This window comes from Streptosporangium sp. NPDC049046, from assembly GCF_040649155.1.
GTDB lineage: Bacteria > Actinomycetota > Actinomycetes > Streptosporangiales > Streptosporangiaceae > Streptosporangium.
In genome coordinates, this window is record NZ_JBEZEZ010000012.1 from 62,829 (window position 1) to 77,340 (window position 14,512).

Below are 14,512 nucleotides of genomic sequence, written 5' to 3' on the forward strand. Positions count from 1 at the left end.
CGCCCCCTGCTGATTTCACCCAGCTCGGCCGCGTAACAGGCGTCCTCCTCTGAGTAATCGACCCCCGCACTCGACGATGAGGCGGGAGGTGCCGCCTGTGCGCGTCCGGAAATCATTCCATCGAGCCACAAAAAGGACGCGCGCATGACGACCCCAGCCCGGTCGGCGAACCGACATCACAAGCGCCCGCGCGGCGAAGGTCAGTGGGCTCTCGGTTACCGCGAGCCGCTGAACAAGAACGAGGAGAACAAGAAGAACGACGACGGGCTCAACGTCCGTCAGCGGATCATCGACGTCTACTCCAAGCGCGGCTTCGACTCCATCGACCCCTCCGACCTGCGCGGCCGGATGCGCTGGTTCGGGCTCTACACCCAGCGCAAGCCCGGGATCGACGGCGGCAAGACCGCGATCCTGGAGCCGGAGGAGCTCGACGACCGCTACTTCATGCTCCGGGTCAGGATCGACGGCGGCCGGCTCAACCTGGCCCAGCTGCGCGTCATCGCCGACATCTCCAACCTCTACGGCAGGGGCACCGCCGACGTCACCGACCGGCAGAACATCCAGCTGCACTGGATCGAGATCGAGGCCGTTCCCGACATCTGGGAGCGTCTGGAGTCGGTGGGCCTGTCCACCACGGAGGCCTGTGGCGACACCCCGCGCGTCATCCTGGGCTGCCCGCTGGCCGGGATCGACACCGACGAGGTCATCGACGGTTCCGCGCAGATCCAGGAGATCCACGACACCTACATCGGCGACCCCGCCTACTCCAACCTGCCGCGCAAGTTCAAGTCCGCGGTGAGCGGGTGCCCGGCGCACTGCACCGTGCACGAGATCAACGACGTGGCGTTCGTGGGTGTGGTGAACGAGAACGGCGAGCGCGGCTTCGACCTGTGGGTGGGCGGCGGCCTGTCCACCAACCCGATGCTGGGCAAGCGGCTGGGCGTCTTCCTCGCCCCGGACCAGGTCGCCCCCGCCTACGGTGGCGTGATCGGCATCTTCCGCGACTACGGCTACCGCCGCCTGCGCCACCGGGCCAGGATCAAGTTCCTGATCAACGACTGGGGCCCGGAGAAGTTCCGCGACGTCCTGGAGAAGGAATACCTGGGATACGTCCTGCCCGACGGCCCCGCGCCCGAGCAGCCGCGCGGCGGCCGCCGGGACCACGTGGGCGTCTTCCCGCAGAAGGACGGCAACTTCTACGTCGGCTTCGCCCCGAAGGTCGGCCGCCTCGACGGCGACAAGCTGAACCTCATCGCCGACATCGCCGAGCGGCACGGTTCCGACCGGGTGCACACGACGGTCGAGCAGAAGATGGTCATCCTCGACGTGGCGCCCGACAGGGTCGACAGCCTCGTCGCCGAGCTGGAGGCGGGCGACCTGCAGGTCAACCCCTCCACCTTCCGCCGCCAGACCATGGCGTGCACCGGGATCGAGTTCTGCAAGCTCGCCATCGTCGAGACCAAGGTCACCGCGGCCAGCCTGATCGACGAGCTGGAGCAGCGGCTGCCCGACTTCAAGAGCCCGCTCACCATCAACGTCAACGGCTGCCCCAACTCCTGCGCCCGCATCCAGGTCGCCGACATCGGCCTCAAGGGCCAGCTCGTCGTGAACGACAAGGGTGAGCAGGTCGAGGGCTTCCAGATCCACCTGGGCGGCTCGCTGGGCGTCAACCCCGGCTTCGGCCGCAAGGTCCGCGGCCTGAAGGCCACCTCCGAGGAGCTTCCCGACTACGTGGAGCGCGTGCTCCGCAACTTCGAGAAGCAGAAGGACGAGAACGAGACCTTCTCCGACTGGGTGCAGCGCGCCGACGACGCGGACCTGAAGTGAACGGCCGACACGCCGTCCTTTCGGTAACGGGCGGGACGAGGAGGAGCGGATGAGCGAGCGAGCCGTTCCCTTCCACTGCCCGTACTGCGGTGAGGAAGACCTGGAGCCCTACGAGGGCGACGGCGGCTGGTACTGCCGGTCGTGCGTGCGCGCCTTCAAGCTGAAGTTTCTCGGAATCGGGGTGCGCTCGTGACGCACGGCGAATCCGACGCGGCGAACGTGCCGGCCGCGCCGACCTCTCCGACCGGAGAGGTCACCGCGACCGGCACGGCCCGCACGGTGAGTTCCGGCACGACGACGAGCGCGACGGCCCGCGAGGCACGACCTGCCCGCGCGGCGAACGAGGATTGGATGAGCGAGCGATGACACTGGTGGACATCGAAGTCGGGTTACGTCAGCAGCGCGGGACCCTCGACCTGCAGGAGATCGTCGAGTCGGCCGCGCGGTTCCTTGAGGACGCCTCGGCCCTTGAGATCATCCGCTGGGCGGCGGCGACCTTCGGCGACCGGCTCTGCCTGACCGCCTCCATGAGCGACGCCCTGCTGATCGACCTGGTCAGCCGGGTCAAGCCCGGCGTGGACGTGCTGTTCATCGACACCGGATACCACTTCGCCGAGACGATCGGCACCCGTGACGCCGTCCGGCAGGTCTACGACGTGAACGTGATCGACGTGAAGCCGTCCCGTACGGTGGCGGAGCAGGAGCGCGACCTGGGTCCGCGCCTGTTCGGGCGCAACCCCGACCTGTGCTGCTACCTGCGCAAGGTCGAGCCGCTGAATCGCGCCCTGGAGCCGTATCTCGCCTGGGTCTCCGGCATCCGCCGCGACGAGGCCGTCACCCGCGCCGGCGTCAAGGTCGTCGAGTGGGACGCCAAGCGTCAGATGGTCAAGATCAACCCGATCGCCCGGTGGACACAGGACGACGTCGACAACTACATGGCCGACAACGGGGTGCTGATCAACCCGCTGCACTACGACGACTACCCCTCGATCGGCTGCGCCCCCTGCACCCGCCAGGTCGCCCCGGGAGAGGACCCGCGCAGCGGTCGCTGGGCGGGCATGGGCAAGACCGAGTGCGGGCTCCACGTATGACCTGGCGTGCCACCGGCGCCGCTCTCGGGACACCGCTGGTCGCGGTGGCGCACGGGTCCCGTGACCCGCGCGCTGCCGCGACGGTGGAGGCCCTGCTCGACCTGGTACGGGACGCGCGGCCCGAGCTCCTCGTGCGCACCGCCTACCTCGACCACGCCTCCCCGACGCTTCCCATGGCGCTGTCGGGGCTCACCGAGGCGGCGGTGCTGCCGCTGCTGCTCACCGAGGCCTACCACAGCCGGGTCGACATCCCCGGCGCGCTGGCCGAGGCGACGGCGCGCAGGCCCCTGCTGCGCGTGCACGCGGGCGCCACGCTCGGCCCGCACCCGCTGCTCGTCGCCGCGCTGGAGCGGCGCCTGGCCGAGGCCGGTGTGGAGCCCGGGGAGCCCGGCACCGCCGTGGTGCTGGTCTCGGCCGGTTCCAGCGACCGGCGGGCCAACGCGACGGTCGCCGGGATCGCCGGAGACTGGGCGAGGCTGCGCGGCTGGCGGTCGGTGACCGCGGCCTACGCCTCGGCCGCCGGTCCCACCCCCGAGGAGGCCGTGCTGCGCCTGCGGCGCTCGGGCGCCTCGCGGATCGTGGTCGCCCCCTACCTGCTCGCCCCCGGCCACTTCGCCGACAGGATCCGCCGCGAGACCCTGGCGGCGGGCGCCGACGCCGTCGCCGACGTGCTGGGCGCCGCCCCCGAGGTCGCCGCGGTGCTGCTCGAACGCTACGAACTCGCCACCCACCGACACCCGGCCCTCGCCACCGCCTGAGCCCCTGGGAGACGACTCGCCTCCCCCTGGGCCGCCCTCAGAGGTCGGGAAGCCGGGGTGGCGCCGGGGGCCAGGGGGGCCTCGGACGCTCCTCGTTGGAGGGGTGGATCTGGTGGGGGCCGGGCCCTGCTCTGTGGTGGCCGTACTCGCCGGTGAGTTCGGCGCGCATCTCCTCCCACTGCTTGCGCCAGGCCGCCATCGCCTTCTTGAGTGGCTTGGCCTTGGAGTCCCCGACCACCTTGACGCTTCCCATGAGGGCGTAGGCCGCGACCCGGACGAGCGGCGCGTTCGTGCCCGGGGGTGCCTCGATGACCTGGACCTTCTTGTCCCCCATGATGGCGATGCCGTCGATCTCGACGTCCACCCCGTCCGGGACAATGATCTTCACGTCACCCATGATCGCGGTGGCCATGATGTCGACCACCCCCGTGCGCACCTCCGCCTGGCGCAGGTCGAGCAGCACGTCGCCCATCACGGCGACGGCGCCGAGTGGCTTGTCGATCCGCCAGGTGCCGCGCCGCTTGGAGCTGCTCATCACCGCCACGAACCAGCGCCGCACCGAGCCGCCCTCCCCCGACGAGGGCTGAGGATAGGCGGGTGCGGGCACCGGGCGACCGCCGGGCAGGTCGGAGGTGATCACCGCCAGCTCGGCCTGGGTGACGGCGGTGTAGGCCGCCTCGGTACGCTCGGTCAGCTCCCCGAGGGTGAGACGGCCCTCGACGGAGGCGACCCGCAACCACTCGACGGCGGCTTCCCGCTCCGCGTCCGAGACCCGCATTTCCCCGGGATTATTCATAACTCACAACATATCGCGAGTTGCTACGGCGTGCGGATCCCCCCGAGGGAGGAAACTCGCTAATCAGATCGGATGACGCCTCCCCACCAGGGCCGCGGGACCGGCGTACGGCCGCGCCGGGGAGGCACGCCATATGATCCGGAGGCATGTACCGAGAACTCCTGGACGCGGTGGCGGCCAACGACGCCGAGCGGGCCGAGCGGCTGCTGCGGAACGGCACGAGCGCCGACCCCGACGGCACGGAAGAGCCCACCGCCCTTTACCTGGCATCGAACCAGGGCCGCGTGGACATCGTGCGCGCGCTGCTGGCCCACGGAGCCGACCCCAACCGGATCAGTGGCGGCGAGGACGAGGGACTGCCCCTGTGCGTGGCCTCCTCCTGGGACCATGTCGAGGTCCTGCGGGCGCTGCTCGCCGCCGGTGCCGACGTGTCCGGGCGGGAGGCCGGCGGATGGACCGCTCTGCTCTGGGCGGCCGCCAACGGGCGGGCGGACGCGGTCGGCGCGCTGCTCGCCGCGGGAGCGAACCCCGAGGACGCCAACGAGGGCGGCGACACCCCGCTCACCCTGGCCACCCGGCGCGGCGCCCTGGGCGTCGTACAGACGCTGCTGCAGGCCGGCGCCGAGGCCGACCGGCCCGACGGCGACGGCGACACGCCGCTGTCCATCGCCTACGACTGGCTGGGCACCCAGCTGGAGAGCGCGCTTCTCGAGCAACTCACCGAGCAGGCCCCCGAGGGCTCACAGTTCGTCGTGGGCCGCAGCAGGGCGAAGGACGGCACCGACCTGGTGACCGTCGCGGCGGTGGGACCCGACGGGACCCGCGTCGCCGAACTCACCTGCCAGCGCGGGCACGCGGCCGTCGCCACCCTGCTGGAGGACGCCACGGGCGAGCGGCTGCCGTTCGACGAGCTGGTCGAGCGGGCGATGCCCTACCGGGACATCGACGAGGAGGCCGAGACCTGGTGGACCGTGGCGAGCTCGCTGAGCAGGCGCGACGACGGTGAGACCTTCGACGCGGCGGCGCGGCTGTGCTCGAACGAGGATCCGCGCAAGCGGGAGTTCGCCGTCGACGTGCTCGCCCAGCTCGGCTTCACCGAGAACGAGAAGCCGTTCCTGGAGGAGTCGCTGCCGATCCTGCGACGGATGGCGGCCACCGAGGGCGACGAGCGGGTGCTGCGCTCGGTGCTCGGCGCGCTCGGTCACCACGCCGACCCGCGCGCCCTGCCCGAGGTGCTGGAGATCGTCACCGCCGACGGCTGGACCCGCACCCAGGCCGATCCCGCCGCGCTCGCCGCCGTCCTGCCCCCGGGTCACGCCGAAGGGCTCGCGCTGCTCATCTCCATGACCGAGGACCCCGACGCCGAGGTGCGCGACTGGGCCACCATGGGCCTGGCGGGCCTGACGGAGGACCCCAAGGACAGCGAGCGGATCCGCGACGCGCTCGCCGCCAGGCTCGATGACGAGGACCTGAACACGGTCGCCGAGGCCACGCGCGGCCTCGCCACCCGGGGGGACGCGCGAGCCCAGCGGGGCGCGGAGCGCGTGCTCGCGGAGAGCGACGAGGACGACGACTACGTCCGCGACCTGGTCAAGAATCCCTGACGCGCGGGCGGGGGCCTCACCCGGCGGTCCGCGCCCGCTCTCGCCTCGTCCCGGCGTCGTCGGGACGAGCGCGGATCCTCCCGCGTGGCCGACAGTGGTCCGTACGCGTATCCGCGCGGTCCGCGCCGTACGCGTACGGCGGGGTGAACTTCCGGAAGCCGGTGTCCAACAGCGGACGTAAATCGGATATAGCGCCCAATAAAGGGCAACTTTCCCCCGGCAGGATGTTGAGATAGGCGCAGAACCCGGCGACGAGCCGAATGAGTTACCGGAGGCCGCACGTGACCCATGACGTCTTCAACCAGGCTCACCCGCTCACCGGACACGACGTGTCCGCCGACGCCGCCCTGATGGACGGCGTGGAACGCGAGGGGGCGGGATGGGCCACCGGGGAACTGCGCCGGCTCGGTCTTCTCGCCGGTTCGGAACAGGCCCAGGAGTGGGGAAGGCTCGCGAACGAGCACCCGCCCGTCCTACGCACCCACGACCGCTACGGGAGGCGGATCGACGAGGTGGAGTTCCATCCCGCCTGGCACGAGCTGATGACCGTCGCCGTCGACAACGGCATGCACGCCACCCCGTGGGCGAGCGCCAGGCCGGGCGCGCACGTGGCCCGCGCCGCCAAGTTCTACGTCTGGAGCCAGGTCGAGGCCGGACACGGCTGCCCGATCTCGATGACCTACGCCTCGATCGCCGCGCTGCGGCACAGCCCGGCGCTCGCCGCCGACTGGGAGCCCCTGCTGGCCTCGCGGAGCTACGACTTCGGGCTGCGTCCGCCGCTCGGCAAGCGCGGTGTGCTCGCGGGAATGGCGATGACCGAGAAGCAGGGCGGCTCCGACGTTCGCGCGGGCACCACCCGCGCCGAACCGCTGGGCGACGGGAGCTACGCCCTGACCGGGCACAAGTGGTTCAACTCCGCCCCGATGTGCGACGTGTTCCTCGTCCTCGCCCAGGCCCCCGGCGGACTGTCGTGCTTCCTGCTCCCCCGCGTCCTTCCCGACGGCACCCGCAACGCCGTCCACCTGATGCGGTTGAAGGACAAGCTGGGCAACAGGTCCAACGCCAGCGCCGAGGTGGAGTACCACGGCGCGACGGCCCATCTGGTGGGCGAGGAGGGACGGGGGGTGCGGACCATCCTGGAGATGGTCAACATGACCCGGCTGGACTGCGTGATCGGCTCGGCGGCCGGCATGCGGTACGGCGTCACGCAGGCCGTCCACCACACCCGGCACCGCGGGGCGTTCGGCAGGAAGCTCGCCGACCAGCCGCTGATGCGCAACGTCCTGGCCGAGCTCGCCCTGGAGTCGGAGGCGGCGACCGTCCTGATGACGCGGCTGGCCGGAGCCACCGACCGGGCCATCGCCGGCGACCAGGCCGAGGCCGCGCTGCGCCGCACCGCGCTGGCCGTGAGCAAGTACTGGATCTGCAAGCGCGCTCCGGCGCACGCGGCGGAGGCGCTGGAGTGCCTGGGAGGAAACGGCTACGTCGAGGAGTCACAGATGCCCAGGCTGTTTCGTGAATCGCCGCTGAACGGCATCTGGGAGGGATCGGGGAACGTCGCGGCGCTCGACGTGCTGCGCGCCCTGGGCCGCGAGCCCGAGGCGCGGGAGGTGTTCTTCGCCGAGGTCGCGCTCGCCGCCGGCGCCGACCGGCACCTGGACGCCGCCGCCGACCGCCTGCGCAAGTCTCTGGACGACACAGGCGACTTCGAGGTCCGCGCCCGGCGCGTCGCCGAGGACATGGCGCTGGTGCTGCAGGGCTCCCTGCTCGTGCGGCTCGCCCCCGCGGCCGTCGCCGACGCCTTCTGCGTCTCCCGCCTGGCCGGGGACACCGGCCGCGCTTTCGGCACCCTGCCCGCCGGTCTGGATCTGGACGTCCTCCTCGACCGCGCCTCCTTCTGACCTCCGGTGCCCGGCTGTGTCCGGGGCGCCCCGGACACAGCCGGGCACCGGCGCCGAGTAGGGTCGGTCATGGCCAACGGTTCATGATCGAAAGGATAATCGCCATGGCGACGACACGTACCGCGACGACCCAGTGGAAGGGCGCGCTGCTCGACGGTTCCGGCAGCGTCTCCCTCGACTCCTCCGGGGTGGGCACGTTCGACGTGTCCTGGCCCTCGCGCGCCGAGCAGGCCAATGGCAAGACCTCTCCCGAGGAGCTCATCGCGGCCGCCCACTCCTCGTGCTTCTCGATGGCCCTCTCCCACGGGCTGGCCCAGGCGGGCACCCCGCCCCAGACCGTGGAGACGAAGGCCGACGTGACCTTCCAGCCGGGTGAGGGCATCACCGGGATCGTCATCTCGGTCCGCGCCCAGGTTCCCGGCCTCACGGCCGAGCAGTTCCAGGAGGCGGCCGAGACGGCCAAGGCCAACTGCCCGGTGAGCAAGGCCCTCTCGGGCACGACGATCAGTCTCAACGCCGAACTGCTGAGCTGATCACGGCCGTACGCGCACGCCGCCGATCGGGGCCGTAGGCGCGCGATCGGGCTGACCGGGGACCGAACCGCTCCGGCCGGGCACTCACCCGGCCGGGTCTCCTTCAGCGGGCAACCGCCTCGAACCGGTCACCCTGGGTGGTCGGCGGCGGGCCGAGCACGACATCTTCGCGGCCACGCGTGTCCTCGCCGGACACGCGTGGTCACAGCGCATGCACGGAAACGGTAGGTACGGAAAGCACGCCAAACCCCGGATACGAAACTCCTCGATACCACCCTAAAGTGACAGAGGCGAGAACACCCTGCACAGGGGAGCCTTACCAGAGGAGAATAGGGTCACATGCGCGCAGTCTGGCCGGGAGAGTCTTATCCGCTCGGCGCCACCTGGGATGGCGTGGGTGCCAACTTCTCACTGTTCTCCGAGGTAGCGGAGCGTGTCGAGCTCTGCCTTTTCGGAGACGACGACCGCGAGGAGCGCGTCGAGCTGACCGAGGTCGACGGATTCGTCTGGCACGGCTACGTCCCGGGGATCATGCCGGGGCAACGGTACGGCTACCGGGTCCACGGCCCCTACAACCCCGACCAGGGGCACCGGTGCAACCCTTCCAAACTGCTCCTCGATCCCTACGCCAAGGCCGTCGAGGGCGACGTGAAGTGGAACGAGGCGATGTTCTCGTACCAGTTCACCGATCCGGGAAACCGCAACGACGAGGACACCGCCCCCTTCATGCCGAAGAACGTGGTGATCAACCCGTTCTTCGAGTGGGGCAACGACAGGTCGCCCCGGACCCCGTACCACCAGACCGTGATCTACGAGGCGCACGTGCGCGGGCTCACGATGCGCCACCCCGCGGTGCCCGAGGAGCAGCGCGGCACCTACGCGGGACTGGCCCACCCGGCGGTCATCGACCATCTGCTGAGCCTGGGCGTCACCGCGGTGGAGCTGATGCCGGTGCACCAGTACGTCCCCGAGCACGCGATGGTCGCCAGAGGGCTGACCAACTACTGGGGTTACAACACGATCGCCTACCTGGCCCCGCACGCCGCCTACTCCGGCTCGGGCCAGCGCGGTGAGCAGGTGCTGGAGTTCAAGGCGATGGTGCGGGCGCTGCACGAGGCGGGCATCGAGGTCATCCTCGACGTGGTCTACAACCACACCGCCGAGGGTGATCACATGGGTCCCACGCTGGGCTTCCGCGGCATCGACAACCGGTCGTACTACCGCCTGCACGACGGCGACCGGCGCTACTACCTCGACTACACCGGCTGTGGGAACTCCCTCAACGTCCGCTCTCCGCACGCCCTCCAGCTGATCATGGACTCGCTGCGCTACTGGGTGCTGGAGATGCACGTGGACGGCTTCCGGTTCGACCTGGCCTCCGCCCTCGCCCGCGAACTGCACGACGTCGACCGGCTGAGCGCCTTCTTCGACCTGATCCAGCAGGATCCGGTGATCTCCCAGGTGAAGCTGATCGCCGAACCGTGGGACGTGGGGCCGGGCGGTTACCAGGTGGGCAACTTCCCGCCGCTGTGGATGGAGTGGAACGGCAAGTACCGCGACAGCGTGCGCGACTTCTGGCGCGGGAGCGGGTCCGCGCTGCCCGAGTTCGCCTCCCGGCTGACCGGGTCCGCCGACCTCTACGCCATCTCGGGGCGCCGCCCGGTGGCCTCCATCAACTTCGTCACCTGCCACGACGGGTTCACCCTGACCGACCTGGTCTCCTACGACCACAAGCACAACGAGGCCAACCTGGAGAACAACCGCGACGGCACCGACGACAACCGGTCGTGGAACTGCGGGGCCGAGGGCCCGGTGGAGGACCCGGAGATCGTGAACCTGCGCCGGCGCCAGCGCCGTAACTTCCTGGTCACCCTGTTCGTCTCCCAGGGCGTGCCGATGCTGCCGGCCGGCGACGAGTTCGGCAGGACCCAGCACGGCAACAACAACGCCTACTGCCAGGACAACGAGGTCTCCTGGATCGACTGGTCGCTGGCCGGAAGCGAGGGAGACCTCCTCGACTTCGTCAGGAGCCTGTCCAAACTGCGGCGAGAGCATCCCGTCTTCCAGCGGCGGCGTTTCTTCCATGGCCACAAGGCCGACGACGGGACCCGCGACATCGTCTGGCTCACTCCGGCCGGGGTGGAGATGTCGGCCGGTGACTGGCACACCGGTTACGCCAAGTCGCTCACCGTCTTTCTGAACGGCGACGCCATCACCGAACCGGGCACGCGAGGCGAGCGGATCGTGGACGACTCGTTCCTGCTCCTGATCAACGCCCACCACGAGAACATGGCCTTCAGCCTCCCCGAGGCGAAGTACGGCAAGCGATGGCAGCACGTGCTGGACACCGCGGACGACGGTCCTGAGACGTTCCCCTTCTCCGAGGGGTCCTGGCCGGCCGAGGCCTCGGTGGAGGTGACCGGGCGCTCGGTGCGGATCCTGCGCTGCGCGCGCCTGTAGGGATCCCGTACGCCCCTCGGGCGACGAACAGGAGAGACGGCTCTCAGACGCCGGACGCCCCCGACATCGGACTCTCAACCCCCTGAACCCTCAAGCGCCGGACTCTCAGGCACCGGACTCTCAGGCACCGGACTCTCAGGCACCGGACTCTCAGGCACCGGACGCGACCGCGGCGGTGAGCAGGACGAGCACGAACGTCACCACTCCCACGGCGCCGTGCAGCAGGACGGCGACCATGGGGAAGCGCTGCTCGGCGCCGCGGGCGTGGCGGCCGGCGCCCAGCCAGCGGGTGAACATGGTGAAGCCCAGCAGCGCGGAGGCCGAGAGCACGCCGAACGACAGCCAGGCGAAGAGCGGGTCCAAGGTGACCACGTGGACGACCCAGCAGGCCAGGGCGGAGATCGCCAGGACCGGATGAGCGAAGATCAATAACGTCGGAAAGCGAGTCACCTTGGTCGCCTGCTGACGTAGCCCTCCCCCGGAGAGCCACAGGTACAGCAGGTAGATCCCGGCCATCGCGGTGATCAACCATGTCACGATCGTGACAAGCCCCACACGACCCTCCCGTCTCTTCAAGGATGAATCATGTATCGGGAGTCATCCGAAGTCACTACAAGCCACCCCAACCGTTATCGACCATTCCGGGAAAGTTCACAGCTCGCCTCCGTGCGAAGGTAGGGCCATGCGCCTCATCCATCCCGAGACCTCCGCCGAGGTCGATCTCGCGCGGGTCTACGCCTATCCGGACGACCCGTGCCTCAGGATCAACATGGTCGCCAGCGCCGACGGCGGGACCTGGCTGAAGGGTTTGTCCGGCGAACTGTCCGGCAGGGGCGACCGCCAGGTCTTCTGGGTGCTGCGCGGGCTGGCCGACGTCGTCGTGGCCGGGGCGGCGACCGTACGGGCCGAGGGGTACGGCCCGGTACGGGCCAGGCCGTCGTGGCGCGGGCTGCGCGAGGGACGCCCCGCCGTCCCGCCGGTGGCGGTGATCACCCGCGGGCTCGATCTCGACCTGTCGGGCCCGCTGTTCACCGACGCGGCCCCCGAGGCGCGAACGATCGTCGTCACCTGTGAGGCGGCCCCCAGGGAACGCCGCGAGGAGGCCGCCAGGAACGCCGACGTGATCGTGGCCGGAGGCGAGCGGGTGGATCCGGCGCTGGCGGTGAGGGAACTCGCCGAACGCGGCCTGGGCCGGATGCTGTGCGAAGGCGGCCCGAAGGTGAACGCCCAGTTCGCCGCCGCGGACCTGGTCGACGAACTCTGTCTCACGGTGAGCCCGATACTGATCGGCGGAGACGCCGCCAGGGTCCTCGACGGCCCGTCCTCGCTCGCTCGCCTGCGCCTCGCCCACGTCCTGGAGGACGAGGGGTTCCTCTTCACCCGCTACGTCCGGCGACGTGACGAGGAGACCGAGACCGTCTGAGACCCGATCCCCACCGCGCCGAGGGCTCAGGGATGTCGAGGATACAGAGGACGCCGAGGACGCCGAGGACGCTGGGGGCACCGAGGACTCAAGGGGTCCCGTGACCTCGCCGAGGATTCCGCGAGGCCGGACCGGCATTCGCCTGGACTTCCCCGCACAGAAACGATATATCTCGAATATGCCACGAACCCCTTCCTCCGACGACGACCTGCGCGCCTCGCTCGAGGCCCGCAGGCATCTGGGGCCGGAATACGAAGACTCCCTCGTCGAGGGCTTCCTGGAGAAGATGGACCAGGAGATCGACAAACGGGTGGACGACCGGCTCGCCCAGGCGCGCAGGGAGAGCCCCGGGGTCCGCCCGTCCCTGGACGCCGGACAGCGGCTCGCCCTGGCGATCATCTCCCTCGGGCTCGGGGTGCCGGGGACGGTCGCGGTGTCCTACACCGGCCTGAGCGAATCAGTCCTCATGTTCATCCTGGCGCTCATGTGGGTCGGGATCATCGGCGTGAACGTGACGTTCGCCGCCGCCCGGCGACGCCGAGGCTGACCCTCGCCCCCGTTCCGGCCGCGCTCCCGCTTCCGGCCGCGCTCCCGCTTCCGGCCGCGCTCCCGCCGCTTTCCCGCGCCCGGCGTGTCGAGCCCGCTCGACCGCGCCGGGCTTTTCGATCTTTGTCACAAAGATCGGGAGATACCTGTGATGTTGTTGATTCTCCTGATTTACTCCTCGTTCATAGACAGGAAACCAGGAGTCGCGCCACGGGGGTGCGGCACGCGTGACATCCAGGAGGCCGACGCACAGTGGTCGACGTCAACACAGAGGCCCTCAAGGCCGCCACCCAGAACCTGATCAGGGTCTTCCGGCCGATCGCGGAGCAGGTCAGCACCCTGGCCGAGAACACACGGCTCAGCGCCTACCAGTGGGGCGCCATCGGCGCGGTCACGGTGGCCAACAACTACACACCGTCCCGTGAGTACCAGGCCAAGCAGGCCGCCGACTTCGTCAAATGCCTCGACGGCATCAACGCGGGACTGCTCAGCGTGGTGCACCACTACCGGGAGGCCGAACTGGCGACCGCCATTCGCGCACAGGACACGCTGAAGACGGCCGACCTCCAGGGCAAGATCGCGCTGGACGTGGCCGACCTCGAAAGGGCGACGAAGGGCAAGGCCCTGGGGCCCACCGACTGAACGGGAAGGAGGCTCCATGGCGGGCGAAGAGGCTTTCACCGGTGCCGTGGCCGGGGTCGCCACCATCGGCGGTATGAAGCTCCTGGGCACCTACGGCCCCGCGTGGGCCGCCACCCTGGCGAAGATCCAGCTGGCCGGGACCCTGGCCAAGCCCGCGGCGGGCGCGGCGGGCGTATGGCTGCTCGCCCAGCCGGGGGACGACCAGGCGATCACCGAGGCGTTCAACGACTGGCGTACGGTCAACCTGAAACTCCTGCACCTGCGGACGAGGGAGTGGGACAACGAGGTCAAGGCGGTTCAGGCCGCCTGGCCCGAGGGCGAGGACCGCAAGGCCTTCGACAGGTTCATGGCGATCGTCTTCCAGGAGGTCCAGCAACTGGAGACGGCCGCGTCGCAGATGGCCACCGCGGTGCAGGGCGCCCAGTCGGAGATCCACAAGATCGTCAACAACGCCGGAACGATCGTCGACAGCCTCCTGGGCATCATCATCGCCTCGGAGATCGTCGAGCTGATCGGCAAGCAGATGATGGCCTCGGCCGTGCCGCCGGTCGCCGCGCAGGGCGCCACGCTGGTGGCGATAGCCAAGGCCACTCAGGAGTCGTCCGGGCTCCTGCTGATGGGCACGACGGTCAACGCGGTCGTCGGCGCGACGGCGGCCGTCATCTTCAGCCTGGGCAACCTGACGGCACTGATGGGCGCGGACAACCAGTTCCCCCTGCCGCAGGCCAACCTCGACAGTGACGGCACGGACGGCAGGACGGACTTCGACGACATCGTGCGCAAGAGCGCGACCAGATCGCCGGGGGAAGGCTGGTCCTACACCTGATCGCGCACGCGGGGCGGGGCATGACGTGTCCCCGCCCCGCGTCGTGTGCGACCGCGTCGGATCTCGTACCCGGCGCGCGCGCCGACACGGACGCGACCCGGCGCC

General features: G+C 70.1%; 15 protein-coding genes. 13 read left to right on the forward strand and 2 right to left on the reverse strand.

Features of this window, described 5'->3' with window-relative positions; genetic code table 11:
- The first annotated feature begins 144 nt into the window (after nt 1-144).
- From AB0B96_RS18855 to AB0B96_RS18875, 5 genes are read left to right on the forward strand one after another with little or no spacing between them, the layout of a single operon-like run.
- On the forward strand, nt 145-1,827 hold the full coding sequence (locus AB0B96_RS18855) for a nitrite/sulfite reductase (RefSeq protein ID WP_362900183.1): 1,683 nt from the start codon (nt 145-147) through the stop codon (nt 1,825-1,827).
- A 49-nt stretch (nt 1,828-1,876) separates the two neighbouring features.
- A complete protein-coding gene (locus tag AB0B96_RS18860; RefSeq protein ID WP_012893136.1) occupies nt 1,877-2,020 on the forward strand; it encodes a hypothetical protein in 144 nt (47 codons plus the stop codon).
- Entirely contained in the window at nt 2,017-2,193 is a 177-nt protein-coding gene (locus AB0B96_RS18865; protein WP_362900185.1) for a hypothetical protein, read from the forward strand. Before AB0B96_RS18860 ends, AB0B96_RS18865 begins: the two co-directional genes overlap by 4 nt.
- Entirely contained in the window at nt 2,190-2,918 is a 729-nt protein-coding gene (locus tag AB0B96_RS18870) for a phosphoadenylyl-sulfate reductase (RefSeq protein WP_350946719.1), read from the forward strand. Before AB0B96_RS18865 ends, AB0B96_RS18870 begins: the two co-directional genes overlap by 4 nt.
- The gene (locus AB0B96_RS18875; RefSeq protein WP_362900187.1) at nt 2,915-3,676 is read left to right on the forward strand and encodes a sirohydrochlorin chelatase; all 762 of its coding nucleotides are present in this window, start codon (nt 2,915-2,917) and stop codon (nt 3,674-3,676) included. The genes AB0B96_RS18870 and AB0B96_RS18875 overlap by 4 nt, the downstream gene beginning before the upstream one ends.
- A gap of 37 nt (nt 3,677-3,713) precedes the next feature.
- On the opposite strand, the gene AB0B96_RS18880 is transcribed toward AB0B96_RS18875, so the two are convergent.
- On the reverse strand, nt 3,714-4,454 hold the full coding sequence (locus tag AB0B96_RS18880) for a DUF1707 domain-containing protein (RefSeq protein WP_362900189.1): 741 nt from the start codon (nt 4,452-4,454) through the stop codon (nt 3,714-3,716).
- Nucleotides 4,455-4,618: 164 nt separating this feature from the next.
- Here AB0B96_RS18880 and AB0B96_RS18885 point away from each other — a divergent pair, with 164 nt between their 5' ends.
- The 4 genes from AB0B96_RS18885 (at nt 4,619) to glgX (ending at nt 10,970) form a co-directional block, all read left to right on the forward strand.
- On the forward strand, nt 4,619-6,076 hold the full coding sequence (locus tag AB0B96_RS18885) for an ankyrin repeat domain-containing protein (protein WP_350946714.1): 1,458 nt from the start codon (nt 4,619-4,621) through the stop codon (nt 6,074-6,076).
- Between the two features lie 281 nt (nt 6,077-6,357).
- Nucleotides 6,358-7,977 carry an isovaleryl-CoA dehydrogenase gene (locus AB0B96_RS18890; protein WP_362900191.1) on the forward strand — a complete coding sequence of 540 codons (1,620 nt, stop codon included), beginning with the start codon at nt 6,358-6,360 and terminating at the stop codon, nt 7,975-7,977.
- Between the two features lie 104 nt (nt 7,978-8,081).
- Entirely contained in the window at nt 8,082-8,510 is a 429-nt protein-coding gene (locus tag AB0B96_RS18895) for an OsmC family protein (protein WP_329083919.1), read from the forward strand.
- Nucleotides 8,511-8,849: 339 nt separating this feature from the next.
- Entirely contained in the window at nt 8,850-10,970 is a 2,121-nt protein-coding gene (gene glgX / locus AB0B96_RS18900; RefSeq protein ID WP_362900193.1) for a glycogen debranching protein GlgX, read from the forward strand.
- A gap of 150 nt (nt 10,971-11,120) precedes the next feature.
- Here the strand turns inward: glgX and AB0B96_RS18905 are convergent, their stop codons facing one another.
- Nucleotides 11,121-11,507 (reverse strand): hypothetical protein, encoded by a 387-nt coding sequence (locus AB0B96_RS18905; protein ID WP_362900195.1) that lies wholly within the window; start codon nt 11,505-11,507, stop codon nt 11,121-11,123.
- A gap of 145 nt (nt 11,508-11,652) precedes the next feature.
- On the opposite strand from AB0B96_RS18905, the gene AB0B96_RS18910 reads away from it, so the two are divergent.
- The 4 genes from AB0B96_RS18910 (at nt 11,653) to AB0B96_RS18925 (ending at nt 14,407) form a co-directional block, all read left to right on the forward strand.
- Entirely contained in the window at nt 11,653-12,393 is a 741-nt protein-coding gene (locus tag AB0B96_RS18910) for a pyrimidine reductase family protein (RefSeq protein ID WP_362900197.1), read from the forward strand.
- Nucleotides 12,394-12,571: 178 nt separating this feature from the next.
- Nucleotides 12,572-12,940 carry a hypothetical protein gene (locus tag AB0B96_RS18915; protein ID WP_362900199.1) on the forward strand — a complete coding sequence of 123 codons (369 nt, stop codon included), beginning with the start codon at nt 12,572-12,574 and terminating at the stop codon, nt 12,938-12,940.
- A 251-nt stretch (nt 12,941-13,191) separates the two neighbouring features.
- Nucleotides 13,192-13,581, forward strand: a complete 390-nt coding sequence (locus tag AB0B96_RS18920; RefSeq protein WP_350946708.1) for a hypothetical protein — start codon at nt 13,192-13,194, stop codon at nt 13,579-13,581.
- Between the two features lie 16 nt (nt 13,582-13,597).
- Complete coding sequence (locus AB0B96_RS18925; protein ID WP_362900201.1) at nt 13,598-14,407, forward strand: hypothetical protein; 810 nt, start codon at nt 13,598-13,600, stop codon at nt 14,405-14,407.
- Nucleotides 14,408-14,512: the final 105 nt, after the last annotated feature.